Below are 20817 nucleotides of genomic sequence, written 5' to 3' on the forward strand. Positions count from 1 at the left end.
CATAGCACCATGCTCACGGTGCTAGGCGAAATAAACGCTAAAGCGTAAAGCCAATTGTCAGCCAAAGGCAAAAATAATGAGGCCCGGACACACCGGGCCCTTTTCATATCTGTCACCCGTAAAAATCCCCAGCTCCATCTCTCAGATCTTTGATCCAACCTATCGCCGCCACCACGGACATCCTCTAGACTGTCAGTTTCTACTTTTCAGTTATCGTGAACCATGGCCATCAAGCACATTGAAGTTTGTATCGACAATATCGAATCACTCCACCATGCCCAGCAAGGTGGTGCTACCCGTATCGAGCTCTGCTCCTCGCTCGCCCTCGGTGGGCTGACCCCCAATGCCGGCCTGATGCAGCTTGCTGCCCGCTATGCCTCTATTCCTGTCTATGCCATGATCCGCCCACGCCAAGGCGACTTCTTGTTTACCGACCAAGACAAGGAAATCATGCTGGCCGATGTTCATGCCGCCAAGCAAGCGGGACTACAGGGTGTCGTCGTCGGCGTTCTCAATACAGACAGCAGCATTGACCAAACCCTCCTACATGATTTGTGCCAAGCAGCCAGCGGGATGGGCGTGACCTTCCACCGTGCCATCGACCAGTGCATTGAACCAATTGCCGCCCTCGATATCATCATGACGCAGGGCTGCGAGCGGGTGCTCACCTCGGGGCTAAAAGCCAATGCCGAACAGGGGATCCCGATGCTCAAACAAATGGTCGACTATTGCGGCAAGCGCCTCTCAATCATGGCTGGAGCCGGTGTCACGGCCGACAATGTCGCCCGTATCGTCAGCCAAACTGGCGTGCAGGAAGTCCACCTTTCCGGCAAGAGTCAGCGTGCCAGCCTGATGACCCGATTCTCGCGCGATGCCTATATGGGCAGCGCCGATATTGATGACTTCGCGATTCCTGTCACCGACAGCGCTAAAATCGCAGCCGTTGTCCGAGCCCTGAACACATCGTCCTGACAGGCTCTTCCCGGTGGTGTCTCCGTCCACCGCTGGGACTTTTCCATCAAGCCCCATTTTTATCTTGACGATATATTCGTCAACACCATGATTGGATGTTACTCTTTTGTTATCGGCAAATAACGGTATAGAGATCGCTATGTCTTTCAATCCCTCCAAGAAAAAACTCGCCAAAAAAGACTACGACAACGAACTTGAAAAACTACAGATCGAACTGGTCAAACTGCAGGAGTGGATCAAGCAAGAAGGCCTGAAAGTCGTGGTGATTTTCGAGGGACGTGACGCCGCCGGCAAGGGCGGAGTGATCAAACGCATCACCGAAAAGCTCAACCCTAGGGTATGCCGAATCGTCGCCCTTCCCCAGCCGACCGAAAAAGAGAAGACCCAATGGTACTTCCAGCGCTACGTCGCCCACCTGCCTGCTGCGGGTGAAATGGTGCTATTCGACCGTAGCTGGTACAACCGGGCCGGGGTAGAAAAAGTAATGGGGTTCTGTACCGACAAAGAGTACGAGGAGTTTCTCCGCTCCTGCCCCGAATTTGAGCGCATGTTGAAACGCTCGGGGATCATCTTGCTCAAATATTGGTTCTCCGTATCCGACGAAGAGCAGGAAAAACGCTTCTTAGAGCGGATCAACACCCCCATCAAACGCTGGAAGTTCAGCCCGATGGATCTCGAGTCACGCGACCGCTGGGCCGACTATTCCGCCGCCAAAGACAGAATGTTCGCCTATACCGATACCAAGCAATGCCCGTGGTGGGTTGTCGTGGCCGACAACAAAAAACGCGCCCGCATCAACTGTATCTCCCACCTGCTGACACAAATTCCCTACGAGGAAATCCACTACCCAATCATTGAACTGCCGGAGGTCAACAAAGAAGGCTACATCCGCGCTCCGCTGGAAAACCAAACCTTTGTCCCCGATCGTTTCAACAATGATGACGAATAAACAGGAAAGAAAGACAAAGTGGATGAACCAGACGTACTCCGTATCCTTCATCGTGATCGTTAGGTAAGATAAGCTGACAATGCCAATGGAAGGAGCCCTATTATGGCAAAAGATCTCTCAGCCAATCTGGACCTTAACCTCCTGCGTACCTTGCTGATCATCTATCAAGAGCGGAATCTACGTAAAGCCGCCGAGCGATTATTCGTTACCCAACCCGCACTCAGCCATGCTTTGCAAAAGCTCCGTCACCATTTCAATGACGACCTATTCAGCAAAACCCAAGGCGGACTAGCCCCAACCCCATATGCCATTGAACTCTGCAGCCACCTAGAACCTGCACTTGGCTCCCTCTTTGATGCCATCAATAGCCAGCAGGCATTCGAACCCAGTGAGCTAACCGGCAAACTACAAATCGCATTGGCACCGCAATACCTAGCCGCTTATGGCTGTAAAATCTACCGGGCTATCGCCCAACAGGCTCCAACTCTTAGCCTATCGCTCGTTAAATGGACCAGCACCACATTTGAAGATATTGCCAATGGCAAGACCCAAATGGGGATCAACTACGATATTCCCCATACAAAGAAAACACTCTATCGCCGTAACCTTTCACCCGGCTACGCAACCATTTATGCCCGCCGTGATCACCCTTATCACGGGGCAACCATTGATGCCCATCAATCAGTCCCCTACCCATGGGCCAGCCTGATCATCCCCGACCGCAATGAACATGTTACCGATCTCGAAACCTACCTAGCCCAATATGGTATAACCCCGACTATCAACTTCCGCTCGACCTCTCCAGAAGTCATCCTCGATGCCCTTCGCCACAGTGATATGCTGTTTCCCTCGATTGATGGTCTAGTCCGTGATGACGACCCAACAATTCGTAAAATCATCCCTGTCACCAATGGCGAATACCATCAATTCCACACTGTATGCTTTTATTCTCAAACCCAACACAATGCCCCGCTGATGCAATGGCTTTGCAACATCGTCGATACCACGTGCCACCCCTCATAACGTAGGCTTATAACCGATATCAACCTTGCTGATTGGCCTTTGCCATAACCCAGCCTATATCCTACCTCTGCTGATAAGGAGATCCGTGCCGATCCTGATCTGACTTTCAAGAGGTACCATGAAAAGACTATTACTCCTAGCCTGCTTCTCTCCGGCACTATTTGCCAGCCCCTCAGCCGACAACCTGTATATAGGTGCCGTGACGGGCTTTAGTTACTATGAACACTTTACCTTCCCGCTAACCTTTGGCCTCACAGTGGGATACCAGCACCCCCTCACCCCAAACTATAGCTTGGCTATTGAAGTCGAAGGCACGGAGGTCGGAAACGGTGGGTACTTCAAGAACTGGAAATATATTGACTACCAAACCTACTCTTGGGGGCTAAACGTCAAACCAAAGTACCATTTCCATATCGGCCACAAGCCATCCTACGTGGCTGGCATCGCCGGTATACACAAAATGAAAGAAACACGCTCGATGCGGGGGGATAGCGGGGAATATCAGAAGTTCAAGGACTACAGTATGGCCGGTCTGGCTGGATTTGAAATAGGAAGTCGCATGACAGACAAACTCGATCTCATCGCCTCGATAAAATACCGCCGTACGACACTCTTTGATGAAAACAATAACTATCTAAGCTACAACTTCGGCATTCAGTATAATTTCTGACGCGACACGAACATCGCCCCGGACTGAGCCGGGGCGATAAATGACTAACGAAGAATTTTCTCGATTTCTTCCTGACTGGTATGTCGGATATCCTTGCCCTTGACGAAATAAATGATGTACTCACAAATATTCTGGCAACGATCCCCCACCCGCTCTATTGAACGTGCCGACCACATTACCTGCAGCACATTGGGAATAGATCGCGGATCTTCCATCATATAAGTCATCAGTTGACGAATTATCGCTTCATATTCGCGGTCAATCCTATCATCTTCCTGATAAACCTCTATCGCCGCCTTCACGTCCATTCGGGCAAACGCATCGAGTACCTCATGGAGCATACGCACGGCCTGCTGGCCCAGCGCTTCCAACGACACCAGCAAGTTATACTGCTTGTTGGTGAAATTCTCGAGTGCCACCTTGGCAATGCTCTCGGCGACATCACCGATACGCTCAAGATCGGTAATAGTCTTGATAATCGCAATCACCAACCGCAAATCACTGGCTGTTGGCTGGCGCTTGGCAATGATCCGGGTACAGGCTTCGTCGATAGCCACTTCCATCGCATTCACCTTGTGATCATCTTTGATCACCCGGCGCGCCAATTCGACATCTTGGCGATGCATCGCCCGCAGGGCATCAGCAAGTTGCTGCTCCACCAAACCACCCATCGCCAGCACATGGGTACGAATGCTTTCTAGCTCGGCATTGAACTGACCGGAAATATGACGGCCAAGGCTGATATTGTCTAACACGTATTGCTCCTTAACCGTAACGACCGGTAATGTAATCTTCGGTCCGTTTTTCTCGCGGCGTGGTAAATATGTCATTGGTCGAGGTGTACTCAACCAACTCTCCCATATACATAAAAGCGGTATTGTCCGACACCCTTGCAGCCTGCTGCATGTTATGGGTAACGATAATCACGGTATATTTATCTTTTAAATCGTTAATCAGCTCTTCGATGGTCAGGGTCGATATCGGATCCAAGGCCGAGGTTGGCTCATCGAGCAGCAATACCTCAGGCTCTATCGCAATCGCCCGAGCTATAACCAGTCGCTGCTGCTGACCGCCAGAGAGACCAAATGCATTTTCATGCAAGCGATCCTTGACTTCATCCCACAGCGCCGCGCCGCGCAACGAGCTTTCGACGGCATCATCAAGCATACGGCGGTCTTTGACCCCCTGCAGGCGAAGGCCGTAAATCACATTCTCATAAATAGATTTAGGAAATGGATTCGGCCGCTGGAACACCATTCCAACCCGACGGCGCAATGAGGCAACATCCACCTGACTATCGTAAATATTCTGGCCATGAAGCATGATTTTGCCATCGACACGGCACCCCTCCACCAGCTCGTTCATCCTATTGATGCAGCGCAGCAAGGTTGATTTACCACAGCCAGACGGCCCGATAAACGCAGTTACCTGCCCCTTGGCAATCCGCATGTTGATATCAAACAGCGCCTGGGTATTACCGTAGTGCAAATCCAACCCCTCGATGGACAGGGCGGTTTGCGCTTCCGGCAAAGCAGACAAATCAACAGGCTCAAACAGGCCAATGGGTGAATTAAGTGAAAACATACGCTATCTAGTATCTCGCTTCGCTATTGCTCTAATGAACGGAACTTCTCTCGCAAATGGTTGCGAATGCCAATGGCTGTCAGGTTCAAACCTATGATCACGGTAACCAGCAAAAATGAGGTGGCATAGACCAACGGCTTCGCCGCTTCGACATTCGGGCTCTGGAACCCCACATCATATATATGATAACCAAGATGCATGAATTTACGATCCAAATGCAAGTAGGGAAACTGGCCATCAATCGGCAGTGACGGTGCCATCTTAACCACCCCTACCAACATCAGCGGCGCTACCTCGCCAGCTGCACGCGCCACCGCGAGGATCAACCCGGTCATGATCGCCGGGCTAGCCATCGGCAACACAATCCGCCACAGCGTTTCTGCCTGCGTAGCACCCAACGCCAGCGAACCGTGGCGTACCGAGTTGGGGATCCGTGACAAGCCTTCTTCTGTCGAGACGATCACCACCGGCAACGTCAATATCGCCAGGGTCAGTGCCGACCACAAGATCCCCGGGGTGCCGAATGTGGGAGCCGGCAGCTCGGCCGAGAAAAAGACATTATCAATACCGGCACCGACGATATAAACAAAAAAGCCCAGACCGAATACGCCATAGACAATCGACGGGACCCCGGCAAGGTTGATCACGGCCACCCGAATCAGCTTGGTGAAGGCATTGCGGCCGGCATATTCATGCAGGTAGACCGCCGCCAACACGCCCAGCGGGGTCACGATCACGCTCATCAACAGCACCATGAAAACCGTACCGAAAATAGCAGGGAACACGCCGCCTTCGGTATTGGCCTCTCGGGGATCATCGCTGACAAAACTGCCCAACTTCAAAAACCAATGGCTGACTTTACCCAGCAGGCTCATCTGGTTGGGTTGCCATACCGACAAGACTTGGTCGAGAGGCAGCCTGATTTCCTGCCCGGTCATCACCCGGATCACCAAGGCATCGCGAGCCAACAGGCGGCGTAACGAGTGCATGGTCTGCTCAAGAGTTCGGTACTGCTGCTCCAAGCCCGCTCGCGACGTATCACTGCCGCCATTTTTCCGCAACTGCTCGAACTGATGCGAAAGCTCCGCCAGCTCTGTTTTCTCCAGCCGGATAAGCTCACGACGAATCGTCTCTGCTTCCTCCAGCCGCTCGGCAAGCTGAGTCAGGCTGACCTTCTCTCCATCATTGTAAAGTGCCACCGGCACACCGTAAGCCAGGCCATTCTTCAGCCTCTCAACCACGGCAACGTCATCCAATAGGTGCTGTTTTTTGACATAGGGAGCCAATACAGTGACAAAATCGCTACCCAGCACCTCGCGGTTTCCGGTCTTGATAACATAGCGTTCAATCTTGTCACCAGCAAACCCTGCCGTATCGACACCTGCATCTTTCAGTTGCTGTAATGGCACCCATTTGCGCTCATACAGCTCACCAATCACCACACTGCGATGGCCCGCCTGCTCGATATCAAACTGGTAAACCGGCGCAGGCCAAAAGTAGCCGAGCCCCTTCCAGCCAATCAGCAACAGCAACCCGAGCACAGCCAACAGGCTCAAACTTACCGCTCCGGCCGTCAGCCAGATCCACGGTGCTCCCGACCGGACCCAGTTAACCATAGTGTGCCATCGACTTTGTCACTATTACTGTCTCCTCCGCCATCAGAGCGAACTATATTTATCCCGTAGCCTCTGTCTTACCAGTTCAGCGACGGTATTGAAAATAAAGGTAAATACAAACAACACAAATGCGGCAAGGAACATCACCCGGAAATGCGAACTACCCACTTCGCTCTCGGGCATTTCAATGGCGATCGTTGCCGCCAGTGTCCGCATCCCCTCCAGGACATTCCAATCCATCACCGGCGTATTGCCCGTTGCCATCAGCACAATCATGGTCTCGCCCACCGCTCGTCCCAGCCCCATCATCACCGCCGAGAAGATACCCGGGCTGGCCGTGAGCAGCACCACGCGAGTCAACGTCTGCCAATGGGTCGCCCCCAATGCCAATGAGCCACTGGTCAAATGCCCCGGCACCGAAAAAATCGCATCCTCGGCAATCGAAAATATGGTCGGTATCACGGCAAAGCCCATCGCAATCCCGACCACCAGGGAATTGCGCTGATCATACCCAAGCCCCCATTCGTTGGTCAGATAAACGCGCACATCGCCGCCGAAAAATGCATTTTCCAGCGGCTGGCTCAGGCTAAAGCAGCCATAGCCCACCAGCACAATCATCGGGATCAACAGCAAGATATGGAAGCCACTCGGCACCTTGTGTCGCCAGCTGCCTGGCAACTGTGACCATCCCAGCCCCACCAGTACCATGCTCATAGGAAACAACACCAACAGCAACACAATCCCGCTGAGGTTCTCCTCGATGATCGGAGCAAGCCAGATCGCGGCCAAAAAACCAAGGATCACGGTCGGCAAGGCTTCCATCAGCTCAATAGTTGGCTTGACGACCCGACGCATCCGCGATGACATAAAATAAGCCGTATATATTGCACCGCCCAAAGCCAGCGGAATCGCAAAAAACAACCCATACAGGGCGGCCTTTGCCGACCCAAAGACAATCGGCAACAAGCTCAGCTTGGGCTCGAACTCATCGCTGGCCGAGGTGGACTGCCAGACATAATCAGGCTCGGGATAGCCTTCATACCAAATTTTCTGCCATAGCGAGGCAATGCCGATCTCAGGATGGCGGTTATCAACCGCATAGATCTGCCAACGATGCCCCGTGACCGCAACCAGGCGATCGGCACGAGGTGATATCACCAAATGATCGGGCAATGGCTGGCTGAAAATCATCTCTTCGTAAATAGCACTGTCAGACGTGGTGTAGAAAGCCTCGAGCATGCCGTTGTCGAGCAGGGTGAAAAAACCCTTGCGGGTGTACTCAGGAACAATCTTGAGAATTTTGCCTTTGGCAGAAGCAAAATCACGCGCCTTGATTAATTTGCGCTGACCGTCTCTGACAATTTCAAACCACTGGGAAACAACATCACCTGATTCATCAGAGACCAGCAACGAGTTGGCCCCCGACAACAAGGCCAGCTGGCTGCCTTCTCCCATGATGTCTGTCATCTTAACGGCATCACGCAGCGTTGCCCCTTGCTCGCCCAGAGTAAAGACATTGAGTTTCTGCTCAGTCAGTACGTAGGCCGTTGCGGCATCCGGCGTTACTGCCACGCCGCGCACCGGCGAACTAATACCGTTAATTTCATACGAATGTGCCTCCCATTGCGGCACTCCTGCTGGCGACGTATTGAACCCTGAGAAAAAACGCCGGACCAACAAACGGTTGTCAGCGGTAACACCCAGCATCACGGCACGCTGCTCACGAACGGAAATGGCTAGATGGGTAATAGGCTGGCGAAGGGGATCAAGCTGCTGCACAGGCTTGCCGAACGGATAGTCCAATGAAAATGCACTGCCATCGCTGGACGGGTTCGGCACAAATACCATTTTTGCCACTGCCACCTGCCCTTGACTGCCTCCCAAAGCAATCAGATCTTCGTCAGGCAGAGCCGTTGCAACACTGGTCGTGTCATCCAACAGGCTAGCCTGTCCCAATGATTTCCCTGCATTGGCCCCGACCAGAGACACCACATCAATCTGGCCGTGGTCGGAAACCCGGTAAGCCTTGTCGTTATACTCACTCAGGCGGATCAGGGCGGGAGAATCGGCAAAGTCCACATCCAACGTCTGGCGTGGTGTGACCTTCACCGCGGAAAAGATAGGCAAGATGACATAAAGCAGGAAGAAGAATATCAATACGAGGGTGAAAAGGACGGAAATCCCACCGGCGGTTACCCCTACGCGGGCTAGTTTGTCTTTAACCTTACGGCCGGGACTGTCTCCCAACAATATTGCACCGGCCTTCGCCATGTATTCCTCAATCGTTAACGTAAATCTCTTGTCGGGTGTGATGACCCTGGCTAAGCCATTGATAGCCAAGCTGACCCTACATAGTATTGCACCAAGATGACAATTATATGACAAGCCAGGCTCTCCGGCTAATGGCGAGAGGCCTCTTGCGCAGCAATCGACTGAAATAAAATCACTCTTGTGTGCTGCGCGCCAATGTAGACCTTTTTCAACCGGTTGGCTGTGACTTGAAGCCTAGACAGCCCAGACACATGGCCACATAATGTCTATATACCCAAGTGGTATTCAATCGCACCATCGGCACCACTGCCACCCAGCCTCAGAGACAAAAGGATATGACGATGAAGCACCTAATTATTACTGTTATTGGCACCGACCAGCCCGGATTGGTCGAAACACTGTCTGATACGGTTTACCACAACCACGGTAACTGGCTTTCCAGCAGCCTGAGTAAATTGGCCGGCCAGTTCGCCGGGATCCTACAAGTAGAAGTTGCCGACGAGCATACAACGGCCCTCCACCGCGCCCTCACCGATATCCCATCACTCCAAGTGCATATTGTTGAAGAGCAGCGCCAAACCGACACGCCGACCCAGCTTCACAACATGCTGGTCACAGGCAATGACCGGGCCGGTATAGTCAAAGACGTCACCACCAAGCTCACCGAGCTCGGGGTTAATATCAACAAGCTCAAAACAACTACTGACAGCGCACCCAACTGGGGCTACCCCATTTTCACCGCCGATTTCCGACTAGAGCTTCCTCATGGGCTCTCTCTCGAGCATGTCCAAGAGCAGATCGAAAATATCGCCGATGATCTCAATATCGATATTGATAACAACTGATCCCCAAACGGTTAGCGCGAGGCCAGCCGTGATTCGCCGAATGCGGCTGGTGACGCCATAACCCCAAACCGCTTATCAGTGGAATGACCATGAGCACGGAATCACTCTATATCGAAAAAGAACTTAGCTGGCTATCTTTCAACGAGCGCGTCCTGCAAGAAGCGGCAGACAAATCAGTCCCGCTTATCGAACGGGTTCGCTTCCTCGGCATATTCTCAAGCAATACCGACGAGTTCTACAAAGTCCGCTTTGCCGATGTAAAACGGCGGATCCTGATCAACGAAGAGCAAGGGGGCGACGAAAACGCCAAAGAGCTGCTCAGCAAAATCCAAAGCCGGGTTCTCAAACTCAATCAGGACTTCGATACCCTGTATAATGAAATCCTGCTCGAAATGGCCCGCCGCCATATTTTCCTTGTCAACGAACAGCAGCTCGACGACAACCAAAAAGTCTGGCTCCGCAAATACTTCCGCAGCCAAATCCTGCCCCATATCACCCCCATTCTGCTCAATAGCAAAATCAACCTGCTGGCGTTCCTCAAAGACGAATACTCCTATCTCGCCGTCGACATGCAGCAGGGCAACACCAAGCGCTACGCCTTGATCGAAATTCCGACCGACCAACTGCCTCGATTTATCCAGCTCCCCGAAGCCAAAGGAAAAAGGCGGAAGACACTCATATTGCTAGATAACATTATCCGGTTCTGCCTTGATGATATCTTCAGCGGCTTTTTCGACTATGACAGCCTTGCGGCCTATTCGATGAAAATGACCCGCGATGCCGAATACGACCTCAGCCAAGAAGTGGAACACAGCCTGCTCGAGCAGATGTCCGAAGGGCTCAACCAGCGGCTGACTGCGATGCCGGTCAGGTTCGTCTACCAACGCGACATGCCAGCCGACATGGTCGATGTTCTATGTGACACATTGAAGATTTCCAGTTACGACAGCATCATTCCCGGCAGCCGCTACCATAACTTCAAGGATTTCATTGGCTTCCCCAATGTCGGGCGCAGCTATCTCGAAAACAAGCCGCTGCCACCTATCGAAAGCTACCAGTTCATCAGCGCCCGCAATGCATTCGAGGCGATAAAGAAGCAGGATATTCTGCTGTACTACCCTTACCATACCTTCAATCACATGACTGAACTGGTCCGTCAGGCATCGTACGATCCGAAAGTACGCAGCATTAAAATCAATATCTACCGGGTCGCCAAAAACTCGCGGATCATCGAGTCAATGATTGATGCCGCCAACAACGGCAAGCGGGTTACCGTAGTGGTCGAGCTCCAAGCCCGCTTCGACGAGGAGGCCAACATCGTCTGGGCCCGCCGCCTGACCGAGGCCGGGGTTCATGTTCTCTTCGGTGTACCGGGCCTGAAAATTCATTCGAAACTATGCCTGATCACTCGGCAGGAAGAGGACGAGCTGGTCCGCTACGCCCATATCGGCACCGGCAACTTCCATGAGAAGACCGCCAGGATCTATACCGACTTCTCACTGATGACCAGCAACAAGACCATTACCGACGAAGTCAGGATGGTCTTCAGCTATATCGAAAATCCATACCGGCCGGTGAAATTCAGCCACCTCATCGTATCGCCACGTAACTCACGATCACGACTTTACGATCTTATTGACCGTGAAATTGCCCACGCCAAGCAAAAACTACCGGCAGGTATTACACTAAAGGTGAACAATTTGGTCGATAAGGGTTTGATTAACCTGCTCTACCAAGCCAGCAATGCCGGAGTGAGAATCCAGCTTATCATTCGGGGGATGTGCGCCCTGATCCCCGGTATAAAGGGGATCAGCGATAACATCACGGCGATCAGCATCATTGACCGCTTCCTCGAACACCCTCGGGTCACCGTATTCGAAAACAACGGCGACCCCGAGGTCTTCATCTCCTCAGCTGACTGGATGACCCGCAATATCGACAACCGAATTGAGGTGGGCTGCCCAATTTACGAACCGGCATTGAAAAAGAAGATCATCGATATTCTCACAATTCAACTGTCAGATACCGTAAAAGCCCGAGTGCTCGACAAAGACATGACTAACCACTATGTCCCACGGGGTAACAAACGCAAAATCCGTTCGCAGACTGAAATTTACGACTACCTCAAACACTCGGAAAAGCAGCTGAAAAGAACTGCGGAAAAGAGCAATAGCCAATGACAGAGCATACACGGCCACGGGAAATCGCGGCCATCGATATGGGTTCAAATAGCTTTCATATGGTCGTAGCGCGCGTAGTCGGCCAAAGCCTGCAAATAGTCAGCCGGCACAAACAGCGGGTCCATCTGGCCTCTGGGCTGGATGAGCACCACAACCTCGACCAACCGTCCATCCAGCGCGGCCTCAACTGCCTAGCCATGTTCGCCGAACGTTTGCAGGGGTTCGAGCCGGACAACGTCAGAATTGCCGCCACCTATACCCTGCGCCAAGCCAACAATGCCCATGTCTTCCTAAAGCGGGCCGAAACCTTGCTGCCCTACCCCATCGAGATCATCCCCGGCACAGAGGAAGCCCGCCTGATCTACCTCGGGGTCGCCCACACCCAACCCGATACCGGGCGCAAGCTTATTGTCGATATCGGCGGGGGAAGCACCGAACTGGTCATTGGCGAGGGGTTCGAGACAGAACTGACCTACAGCAAACATATGGGCTGTGTCAGCTACAACCAGCATTATTTCCCCAAGGGCAAAATCAGCAGCAAGCGGATGGCCGCCGCCCAACTGGCCGCCGAGCAGAAACTGGAGAGTATCGCCAGCCTCTATACCCGAGCGGGATGGCAGGCTGCTATCGGCTCGTCAGGCACCATCAAGGCGATACGCGAAGTGCTGATCGGACTCGGTTACAATGACGGCATCATCACCCCCGAGCGGCTGGACAAACTTTATGAGGCCATCCTCAAGGCCAAGCACTATGACGATCTCGCCTTCGAGGGACTGAGCGATGATCGCAAACCGGTCTTCGCTGCGGGCGTCGCGATCCTATGTGCGGTATTCAAATCACTCGCTATCTCCGAAATGGTCTTTTCCGATGGGGCATTACGGGAAGGCTTGCTATATGAAATGGAAGATCGTTTCCGCCACAGTGATATCCGAACCCGAACCGCCAGCGCAATGGCAAAACAATATAACGTGGACATAGCCCAAGCCAACCGGGTCAAAGACTGCGCCGAGATGCTCTACAACCAAATCGACTCTCACCCGGGGCTGGCCAGAAGCGAACTGGCGACCCTGCTCAACTGGGGAGCGCTGCTGCATGAGGTAGGCTTGAGTATCAGCTACCCGGGTTTCCACCGTCATTCGGCCTACCTGCTGCGCCACTCGACCATGCCGGGATTCAACCTCGAGCAGCAAACCGTTCTGGCGACCTTGGTTCGCTTCCAGCGAAAAAGCCTCAAGTTCGAAGAAATGCCAGAACTCAGCATCTACAAACGCAAGCATCTCTATCCGCTGATCCGAACCTTGCGCCTTGCGGTCGTGCTCAACGGCCAGCGCAGTGACGAACCGCTACCGAGCATCACCGTCACTGCCGACAAAGAAACCTGGCTTTTGACCCTCCCTCCCAACTGGGAGCAAGACAACCGCCTACTGGCCGCCGACCTGCGCCAAGAACAAGAGTATTGGCAAAAAGTCGGCTGGTCACTGCAATTGGGGGAGCACACCGACGAGAAGCCAGCCGAGAAGCCAGCCGAGAAGCCGGAGAACTAATTCAAATACGACAATAGCAACAGGCTGGCCGTCACTCTTCTACGGCCAGCCCGAGTTGATCCAGCGTTTGGCTGACCACGTTGGCCGGCAGCGAGACATACCCGTCCTTGGCCACCAGCTCCTGCCCCTGTGCCGACATGACAAAGCGGATAAACTCGGCGACCAGCGGCGAGAGCGGCTTGCCTGGCGGCCGGTTAATGTAGATATACAGGTAACGAGAGAGCGGGTAATTGCCATTGACCGCGTTTTTCACCGTCGGCGCAACGTACTCCGTTCCCTTGCGGGCAATCGGCAATGCCCGGATCCCCGTCATCTGGTAGCCCACCCCGGAGTAGCCAATCGAATTGAGCGAACTGGCGACCGACTGCACGACCGAGGCCGAGCCCGGCTGCTCATTGACATTGTTGCGAAAGTCCCCGTGGCACAGGGCCTTTTGCTTGAAATACCCATATGTGCCCGACACCGAGTTGCGCCCATAGAGCTGGATATCGCGCTTGGCCCAGTTACCCGTCAGTCCCAGTTGCCCCCAGCGGGTGATCGGCTGGGTACTGCCGCAACGCAGGGTCCGTGAATAGATCGCATCCAACTGCGAAAAATTCAGTCCCTTGATTGGGTTGTCTTCATGAACGAACACCGCTAGGGCATCGATAGCCACCCGGATCTCGGTCGGTTTATAGCCAAACTCCTGCTCGAAAGCCGCCAGCTCACGGGATTTCATCCGCCGACTCATCGGCCCAAGCTGGGCCGTCGCCTCAACCAAGGCCGTTGGTGCCGTCGATGAACCGGAAGCCTGGATCTGGATATTGACACTCGGGTAGTAACGCTTGAATTCTTCAGACCAGTAGGTCATCAAATTGGCGAAAGTATCCGAGCCGACCGATGACAAATTCCCGGAGATACCCGTGACCTCCCGGTACTGGGGAAGATCGTGGTTTTGCACCAACTCCCCTTCGGCAAATACCGTTGCCGGGAGATATCCCGCGGCAGCCAACATCACACCGGTGATACCTGCCGACAGGCGTCGAATCATAGTCATGGCTATTCCTTGCAAACAACAAAAGCGGCCCCTCGGGACCGCTTCGAAAAACAACAATGGATCATGCCGCCTTGGCCACCAGCCGCTGCGGCAGGGTAAAGGAAAACGTGCTGCCTTCACCAACGGTACTCTGGATCTCCAGATGCGAATCGTGATGGCTCAACGCATGTTTCACAATCGCCAGCCCCAAACCACTGCCGCCTGTCTCGCGCGAACGGGCCTTGTCGACCCGGTAGAATCGCTCGGTCAGGCGATGGATATGCTGGGGTTCGATCCCCTGCCCGAGATCCGTCACCTCCAACCTCGGCCCCGAAGAAGAAAGGAACCAGCGTACCGTGATCTCGGCGTTGGCTGGCGTATGCTTCACCGCATTGTAAACCAGGTTGGAAATGGCGCTGCGTAGCTGATCTTCATCGCCAAGCACCTTGAGCGACTTGTCGACCTCAAAGGTGAACAAGTGATCCTGCCCGCCACTGAGCGAAACGGCCTCCTTCTCCAAAACGTCCAGCATGGCGGGCACATCAATGGTTTCTTCCAGTTCGATGTTAGGGGCCGCCTCGATCTTAGAGAGGGTCAAGAGCTGCTCAACCAAGGCATTCATCCGCGACAGCTGCTCTGTCATAACGCCATGAGCCTTGTCCCACATCGGGCCAATCAACATATCCGGGTCTTTCGACATCTCCAGATACCCCTGCAGCACCGTCATCGGGGTACGCAGCTCATGGGAAACATTGGCAAAGAAATTGCGGCGCATTCCTTCGAGCTGTTTGACCTGCGAAACATCGCGCACCACCATCAGGTATTCCCCTTCGGTGTACGGCATGATCCGCAGCTCCAGCGTGCGGTCGTAATTAAACGGCGAGGTGATCTCCAGCGGCGTATCAAAAGAACGTTTAGCCAGATAGCGAACAAAATCCGGGCTCCGGAGCAAATTGCTGATCGGCTGGCCGGCATCATCCGGCCAGCGGAAACCGAGCAGGTGCTGGGCTAGCTTGTTGCACCATACGATGTTCCCCTCACTGCGGAAAACAACCACTGCATCAGGCAGGGATTCGGCACCATTGCGGAAACGGCGGATCAGGGTAGCCAGCTCTTTACGGCGGCGGCGGTTGCGCTGCTGCAGGCGATAAATACCATTGAACAACGGCTCCCAGCTCCCCGAGCCGGATGGCGGTGTCAGGCTGCGCTCTTTCCATAGCCAATTGGACATTTTCAACTGGTTGTGGAAATGCCAAATCAACTGGATCCACGTCGCGACCAACAGGAACCACGGCATATAGCCAAAAATCCAACCCAGCGCGATCCAAGGCAAGTAGAAAAAAATCAGTTCCCAGACCCATTTTTTCCACGACAGCCGCTCTACCATCAAAGACTCCAATGCCGCCAGACAGAGACTGCCGGCGGCTTAACTTAAACAAAAATATTCAATATGGGTAATACGCTACACCCGAGTCGAGAAACGGTAACCCGCCCCGCGTACGGTCTGTACCAGCTTGTCATGCCCATTGGCTTCCAACGCCTTGCGCAGACGTCGGATATGTACGTCAACCGTACGGTCCTCGACATAGACATTGGTCCCCCAAACGTTGTTCAACAACTGCTCACGGCTATACACCCGCTCTTGGTGGGTCATAAAGAAATGCAGCATTTTGAATTCGGTCGGCCCCATATCCAGCGGTTCATCATTGGATGTGACTCGATGCGAAACCGGGTCAAGTTTTAGCCCCTGCACATCAATAATGTCTTCAAGTGAAGTCGGCGATACGCGGCGCATGACCGCTTTGAGGCGTGCCATCAGCTCTTTCGGCGAAAACGGCTTGGTGATGTAATCATCAGCACCAACTTCCAGCCCGCGGACCTTGTCTTCTTCTTCACCACGGGCCGTCAGCATCACGACAGGAATGCTGCGTGTCAGCTCATCACGCTTCATGTGCTTGATCAGGTTGATCCCGGAGCCGCCCGGCAACATCCAGTCCAAAAGAACCAGTTCAGGATACGGTTCGCACAATTTCTCAAGTGCGGAGTCGTAGTCTTCCGCTTCGATAGGCTGATATCCTTTCTGTTCGAGTACGAAACAAAGCATTTCGCGGATTGGTGCTTCATCCTCTACGACAAGAATCCGTCTAACCATCGTGTTCTATACCTACTTAGTTGCTGTCTTTTGAGTGTCAATTATGTGTGTTAAGTATGACACTTTTGTGACTGAGGTCGATTAAACGTAACGCTACGTCCATCAAATTGTCATTTGACAGCGAGTAAACATACCAAGGCCTGCCACAACGCAGGCCCCTCTGAAGCCATTGATAGGATTAATAATATATAACTACTATCCCATCACTGTCACTCGGCTTCGCCCACCGCCCATTGCATCGACGGCCACCTGAACGCCGATCCGCTCCACCAGCGTACCGACATGGGAGATCACCCCGATCTGGCGGCCATCGGCCTGAAGGGCATCAAGGCAAGACAGCGCCAATTCCAAGCTGTCCGGGTCCAAAGTACCGAAGCCCTCATCGATAAACAGCGAGCCGAGCTGGCGGGTATCTGCTGCCAGGGATGCCAAAGCCAATGCCAAGGCCAGCGAAACCAAGAAGCTCTCGCCGCCAGACAACGATTCGACACTGCGCACCTCATCGCCCATGTCGTGGTCAATCACCTGCAAAGCAAGCGGGCTGCCCGGCACCGGCTGCAAAGCATAGCGCGGCGCAAGTTCATACAGATGCTCATTGGCATTAATCACCAACTGTTGCAGGGTTAATCCCTGGGCCAAGGTTCGGAATTTATTACCGGAGGCAGAGCCAATTAAATCGCTCATTTCCATCCAAAGCTCAGTTTGCGTCTGTTGGGCCGCTAAAGCGGTACGAAGAGCACCGGCTTGTTTTTCTGCTTGTTCGCCCAGTTCTAAGCGCTGACGGAATTGAAATACCTGATCATCAAATTGTGACTTTTCCGTCTGCCATTGGGTAAATAGTTGCTGTTGGTCTGACGTATCATCACTGATGTTATGTTCACTAAACCACTGCTTGGCAAGTTCAGTCGTTGGCTGATAATCCTGCTGGGCTTGCTGTCTTTCCTTAACAATGGTTTCGCCTTGAGACACTGCTTGCTCTAACTGTTTGAGTTCATTACGCTCTTGCTGTAACCAAGCGTCGTCTTTACTTAACAGCGCCGTTAATTCAGCCTCAGTTAACGCTAATTTTTCTAACCATGCTTGCCACACTTGGTGCAGCTTTTGTTGCGCAGCGTCAGATTCGGCTAACTGTTGGGTTGCGTTCTGCTGTCTGGTCAGCTCTGCGGCAATCACTTCTGCTAATTGACTTAATTGCGTTTGTAACTGCTGGCAGTGTTGCTGCTGCGCGTCAATATCGGCTTTGGCTGAGCGCTCAATAGTATCTAGTGGCTGCTCACCAATCAGGTCAATACGTTGTTGCCAACAAGCCTGTTGCTCTTTCGCAAGACGAGTCGCTTTCGCTGTGATCTCATCGATTTGCTGCTCACCGTGTTGAACGCTATTGGTCAACGTCGCGAGCACGGGCGCAAGCTCTGTCAGTTGTTTATCCAGTCGCTGCTGCTGTTCGAGATTGCTTTGATATTGCTGAATTTGCCCTTCTAAATCAGCAATAAAGCCTGCTTTTCCTTGCTGCGCTAATGCATTTAACCAGGTGTCATTGCCATAGATAGCCATTAACGCTTGTTGTCTTTCCGCAACCACGTTTTGCAAGTTGTTTGCTTGTGCCGTAAATGCATTCAACTGCTCTTGTGCTTGGGTTTGTTGCTGAGTTAACAGGTAACATTGCTCTTTCAGCTCCGCTTCTTGCTTTGTTAACTGCTGTAACTGAAGCTGTTGTGTCTTCACCTCTTCAATAAGTACTTTGCGCTGTTCACCCTGCACTTTAATCTGCAGCATTTGTGCTTGCGCACCCTCTAAAGCGTGCGACCAATTTGCCTGATAATCAGAAAGTTGGACTAAATCGCTGGCAACAGATAGTACAATTTCCGCTAACGTTATGGCATCCAAATCCACTGCCATTAACTCTGTCCAGAGGCATTGCTGCTGATCGACTAACGTTTGAATAGTGTTATTTAGCCCAACGATATCTTGCTCAAGCTCGATTTGGCGTTGCTTATCTTGGGCAACAGAGAGGGTTAACTGGTGCTGCTCGGCATGCGCGTCTTGCCGTTGTTGGGCTAATTGCTGTAATCGCTGCTGTTGCTGGCTAATAATACTTTCAACTTGTGGATTATGCTGCTGATAAGGATGCTCTGCTGAACCACATAATGGGCAAGGTTCCCCTTCAACAAGCTGCTCACGATAGTCGGTTAAGCTCATTACCGCGCGGCTTTGGTTTAGCTGGAATTCAACTTCTTTATGCTGTGCATCGAGCTGTAACAACTCAGGGGCTAATCCCCCTAGACGTTGCTCACTGGTTGCAACGCTATTGGCTAAACCTTGTTGCTGAAGCTGTAATTTATCACGCTGTTGCAACAAGCCATGCCATTTATCGAGGCCAAATAAGCTCTCTTTTAACTTGCTGCTTAATTGCTGATACGCCGCATAGTGTTGGCGTTCTTGATCTTGCAATTGCTCTAGTGCAGTCAGATCGTGCGCTGCAGTCTGTTCGGTTAATTGCTGTTTTTGCTGATCCAATGCCGAAAGCTGTTTATCCAGCTGGATTTGCTGCTGAGTCACTGTAGCCAGTGTTGTTTCACGCAGTTTGATATCAGCTTGCAACTGGGTAATTTGGTTTTGCGCTTGTTGGAACTGACTGATGTTATCTTTGATCGCATTCTGCTGCTCTGCCAAGGCTTTTACGCCTTGCGTTTGCGCCAGAGCTGCCATTACTTGCTGCTGTTGCGATTGGGCTGCATATTGCTGTTGTTGTTGACTTGCGAGCTGCTCTCTCTGCGCAGTCAGTGCTTTATTTAAGCTCGCTAATTGCTGTTCTAGCTCCGCGCTTTGTTGCAGCAAACCATCACGTTTTTGTTCAATACTTGCCGCTTGTTTTAGCTTTGGTTCAAGTTCAACAAATACCTGTTGTTTTTGTGCTAATTGCTGCTGGCTTTGCGCTACCTGATTTTGCAATTGCCCTTGTTGTTGCTGCTTTTCCGTTAATTCAGTCGTTGCCGATTGCAGTGTCTGTTGCCATTTAATCACTTGTTGTTGAGCTTGCGATAATAGCGTGAAGTCACCGCGTGCAGGCAATGCCTGTTCATACTGGTTAAGTTGACGATAACGCGGCTCGGCCAATTGATGCGCTTGCTTTGCTTGTTCTAACTGCTGCTCACTTTCACCAATACGGTGAGTCAGTTTTTCTGCATTCACCAACACATCTTGGTGCTGTTTGAGTTGCTCAAGTTTTTGTTGCTGGCTTCTTACTTGCTCACGGGCAATCGCTAATTGCGCATTTAATGCGTCGCGCTCTTCATCGGTCAGCAGTGCAATATCACCTAACTTACCTTGAAGCTGAGTCAGTTTTAGTTTTTCATCTTTAGCGCGTTCATGGGCGGCAATGGATAAACGACCGTAAATCTCACCGCCGGTCATGCGCTCTAGCAGTGCAGCACGCTCATCAGCCCCGGCTTTTAGAAATGCGGCAAACTCCCCTTGAGGCAACATCACGGCACGGCGGAACTGATCGAAACTCAATCCAATCAGCTTTTCGATTTCCGCTTGTAACTCTTGCTTTTTACCCGCAAAGCGTTGCCCTGTTTCAATGTTTTCTAACCATTGCTCAGCGGCTTGAATTTTGCCTTCAGCCCGACCACGTGCACGACGAACATGCCAATGAGCACGCCAATGAGAACCGTCGTTGGCAACAAAATCGACTTCGGCAAAACCTTCGCCTTTACCCCGAGACAAAATACTGCGCACATCATTGGCTTTGATACGGTTATCGTCATCATCACGACCGATCTCTGCATCATTCTTTTTGTTGGATTGCAAACGAGGAATACGGTCAAACAACGCCAAACAAATCGCATCGAGCAGCGTAGATTTGCCCGCCCCCGTCTTACCCGTTATCGCAAACAAGCCAGCATCACCTAAGCGACCACCCGCAAAATCAATCTCAAACTGGCTTTGTAAACTCGCTAAATTTTCACCACGAAGCGCAAGGATTTTCATTGT

General features: G+C 52.3%; 15 protein-coding genes. 7 read left to right on the forward strand and 8 right to left on the reverse strand.

The window, feature by feature from the left end:
- Positions 1 to 222: 222 nt before the first annotated feature.
- From ABT56_RS10840 to ABT56_RS10855, 4 genes are all read left to right on the forward strand, one after another.
- Entirely contained in the window at positions 223 to 972 is a 750-nt protein-coding gene (locus ABT56_RS10840) for a copper homeostasis protein CutC (RefSeq protein WP_047878874.1), read from the forward strand.
- Positions 973 to 1111: 139 nt separating this feature from the next.
- A complete protein-coding gene (gene ppk2 / locus ABT56_RS10845) occupies positions 1112 to 1921 on the forward strand; it encodes a polyphosphate kinase 2 (protein ID WP_047878875.1) in 810 nt (269 codons plus the stop codon).
- A 102-nt stretch (positions 1922 to 2023) separates the two neighbouring features.
- Entirely contained in the window at positions 2024 to 2944 is a 921-nt protein-coding gene (locus tag ABT56_RS10850; RefSeq protein WP_047878876.1) for a LysR family transcriptional regulator, read from the forward strand.
- Between the two features lie 118 nt (positions 2945 to 3062).
- Positions 3063 to 3614 carry an outer membrane beta-barrel protein gene (locus ABT56_RS10855; protein WP_047878877.1) on the forward strand — a complete coding sequence of 184 codons (552 nt, stop codon included), beginning with the start codon at positions 3063 to 3065 and terminating at the stop codon, positions 3612 to 3614.
- A 44-nt stretch (positions 3615 to 3658) separates the two neighbouring features.
- Here ABT56_RS10855 and phoU read toward each other — a convergent pair whose 3' ends face one another.
- From phoU to ABT56_RS10875, 4 genes are read right to left on the reverse strand one after another with little or no spacing between them, the layout of a single operon-like run.
- Positions 3659 to 4369 (reverse strand): phosphate signaling complex protein PhoU, encoded by a 711-nt coding sequence (phoU, locus tag ABT56_RS10860; protein WP_047878878.1) that lies wholly within the window; start codon positions 4367 to 4369, stop codon positions 3659 to 3661.
- A gap of 10 nt (positions 4370 to 4379) precedes the next feature.
- Positions 4380 to 5198, reverse strand: coding sequence for a phosphate ABC transporter ATP-binding protein PstB (gene pstB / locus ABT56_RS10865; RefSeq protein ID WP_047878879.1), 819 nt, complete (start codon positions 5196 to 5198; stop codon positions 4380 to 4382).
- Positions 5199 to 5221: 23 nt separating this feature from the next.
- Complete coding sequence (gene pstA / locus ABT56_RS10870; protein WP_047878880.1) at positions 5222 to 6814, reverse strand: phosphate ABC transporter permease PstA; 1593 nt, start codon at positions 6812 to 6814, stop codon at positions 5222 to 5224.
- A 42-nt stretch (positions 6815 to 6856) separates the two neighbouring features.
- On the reverse strand, positions 6857 to 9085 hold the full coding sequence (locus ABT56_RS10875) for an ABC transporter permease subunit (protein WP_047878881.1): 2229 nt from the start codon (positions 9083 to 9085) through the stop codon (positions 6857 to 6859).
- Between the two features lie 341 nt (positions 9086 to 9426).
- Between ABT56_RS10875 and ABT56_RS10880 the strand changes: the two genes are divergently transcribed.
- The 3 genes from ABT56_RS10880 (at position 9427) to ppx (ending at position 13654) form a co-directional block, all read left to right on the forward strand.
- Positions 9427 to 9930 (forward strand): glycine cleavage system transcriptional repressor, encoded by a 504-nt coding sequence (locus ABT56_RS10880; RefSeq protein ID WP_047878882.1) that lies wholly within the window; start codon positions 9427 to 9429, stop codon positions 9928 to 9930.
- An 89-nt stretch (positions 9931 to 10019) separates the two neighbouring features.
- A complete protein-coding gene (gene ppk1, locus ABT56_RS10885; RefSeq protein ID WP_047878883.1) occupies positions 10020 to 12110 on the forward strand; it encodes a polyphosphate kinase 1 in 2091 nt (696 codons plus the stop codon).
- Complete coding sequence (gene ppx / locus ABT56_RS10890; RefSeq protein WP_047878884.1) at positions 12107 to 13654, forward strand: exopolyphosphatase; 1548 nt, start codon at positions 12107 to 12109, stop codon at positions 13652 to 13654. The genes ppk1 and ppx overlap by 4 nt, the downstream gene beginning before the upstream one ends.
- A gap of 31 nt (positions 13655 to 13685) precedes the next feature.
- Here the strand turns inward: ppx and ABT56_RS10895 are convergent, their stop codons facing one another.
- From ABT56_RS10895 to ABT56_RS10910, 4 genes are all read right to left on the reverse strand, one after another.
- Positions 13686 to 14648, reverse strand: a complete 963-nt coding sequence (locus ABT56_RS10895; RefSeq protein ID WP_047878921.1) for a PstS family phosphate ABC transporter substrate-binding protein — start codon at positions 14646 to 14648, stop codon at positions 13686 to 13688.
- A gap of 103 nt (positions 14649 to 14751) precedes the next feature.
- A complete protein-coding gene (gene phoR, locus ABT56_RS10900) occupies positions 14752 to 16056 on the reverse strand; it encodes a phosphate regulon sensor histidine kinase PhoR (protein ID WP_047878885.1) in 1305 nt (434 codons plus the stop codon).
- Positions 16057 to 16131: 75 nt separating this feature from the next.
- A complete protein-coding gene (gene phoB, locus ABT56_RS10905; RefSeq protein ID WP_047878886.1) occupies positions 16132 to 16821 on the reverse strand; it encodes a phosphate regulon transcriptional regulator PhoB in 690 nt (229 codons plus the stop codon).
- Positions 16822 to 17016: 195 nt separating this feature from the next.
- Positions 17017 to 20814, reverse strand: a complete 3798-nt coding sequence (locus tag ABT56_RS10910; RefSeq protein WP_047878887.1) for an AAA family ATPase — start codon at positions 20812 to 20814, stop codon at positions 17017 to 17019.
- Positions 20815 to 20817 lie beyond the last annotated feature (3 nt).

Source organism: Photobacterium aquae (assembly GCF_001029445.1).
GTDB classification, from domain to species: domain Bacteria; phylum Pseudomonadota; class Gammaproteobacteria; order Enterobacterales; family Vibrionaceae; genus Photobacterium; species Photobacterium aquae.

Excerpts from the sequence above, each read along its gene's own strand:
- ABT56_RS10840 (WP_047878874.1), top strand. The coding sequence starts at position 223 with ATGGCCATCAAGCACATTGAAGTTTGTATCGACAATATCGAATCACTC.
- ppx (WP_047878884.1), top strand. The coding sequence starts at position 12,107 with ATGACAGAGCATACACGGCCACGGGAAATCGCGGCCATCGATATGGGT.
- ABT56_RS10880 (WP_047878882.1), top strand. The coding sequence starts at position 9,427 with ATGAAGCACCTAATTATTACTGTTATTGGCACCGACCAGCCCGGATTG.
- ppk1 (WP_047878883.1), top strand. The coding sequence starts at position 10,020 with ATGAGCACGGAATCACTCTATATCGAAAAAGAACTTAGCTGGCTATCT.
- ABT56_RS10850 (WP_047878876.1), top strand. The coding sequence starts at position 2,024 with ATGGCAAAAGATCTCTCAGCCAATCTGGACCTTAACCTCCTGCGTACC.
- ABT56_RS10855 (WP_047878877.1), top strand. The coding sequence starts at position 3,063 with ATGAAAAGACTATTACTCCTAGCCTGCTTCTCTCCGGCACTATTTGCC.
- ppk2 (WP_047878875.1), top strand. The coding sequence starts at position 1,112 with ATGTCTTTCAATCCCTCCAAGAAAAAACTCGCCAAAAAAGACTACGAC.
- phoR (WP_047878885.1), bottom strand. The coding sequence starts at position 16,056 with ATGGTAGAGCGGCTGTCGTGGAAAAAATGGGTCTGGGAACTGATTTTT.
- pstB (WP_047878879.1), bottom strand. The coding sequence starts at position 5,198 with ATGTTTTCACTTAATTCACCCATTGGCCTGTTTGAGCCTGTTGATTTG.
- ABT56_RS10875 (WP_047878881.1), bottom strand. The coding sequence starts at position 9,085 with ATGGCGAAGGCCGGTGCAATATTGTTGGGAGACAGTCCCGGCCGTAAG.
- ABT56_RS10910 (WP_047878887.1), bottom strand. The coding sequence starts at position 20,814 with ATGAAAATCCTTGCGCTTCGTGGTGAAAATTTAGCGAGTTTACAAAGC.
- phoB (WP_047878886.1), bottom strand. The coding sequence starts at position 16,821 with ATGGTTAGACGGATTCTTGTCGTAGAGGATGAAGCACCAATCCGCGAA.
- ABT56_RS10895 (WP_047878921.1), bottom strand. The coding sequence starts at position 14,648 with ATGTTGGCTGCCGCGGGATATCTCCCGGCAACGGTATTTGCCGAAGGG.
- pstA (WP_047878880.1), bottom strand. The coding sequence starts at position 6,814 with ATGGTTAACTGGGTCCGGTCGGGAGCACCGTGGATCTGGCTGACGGCC.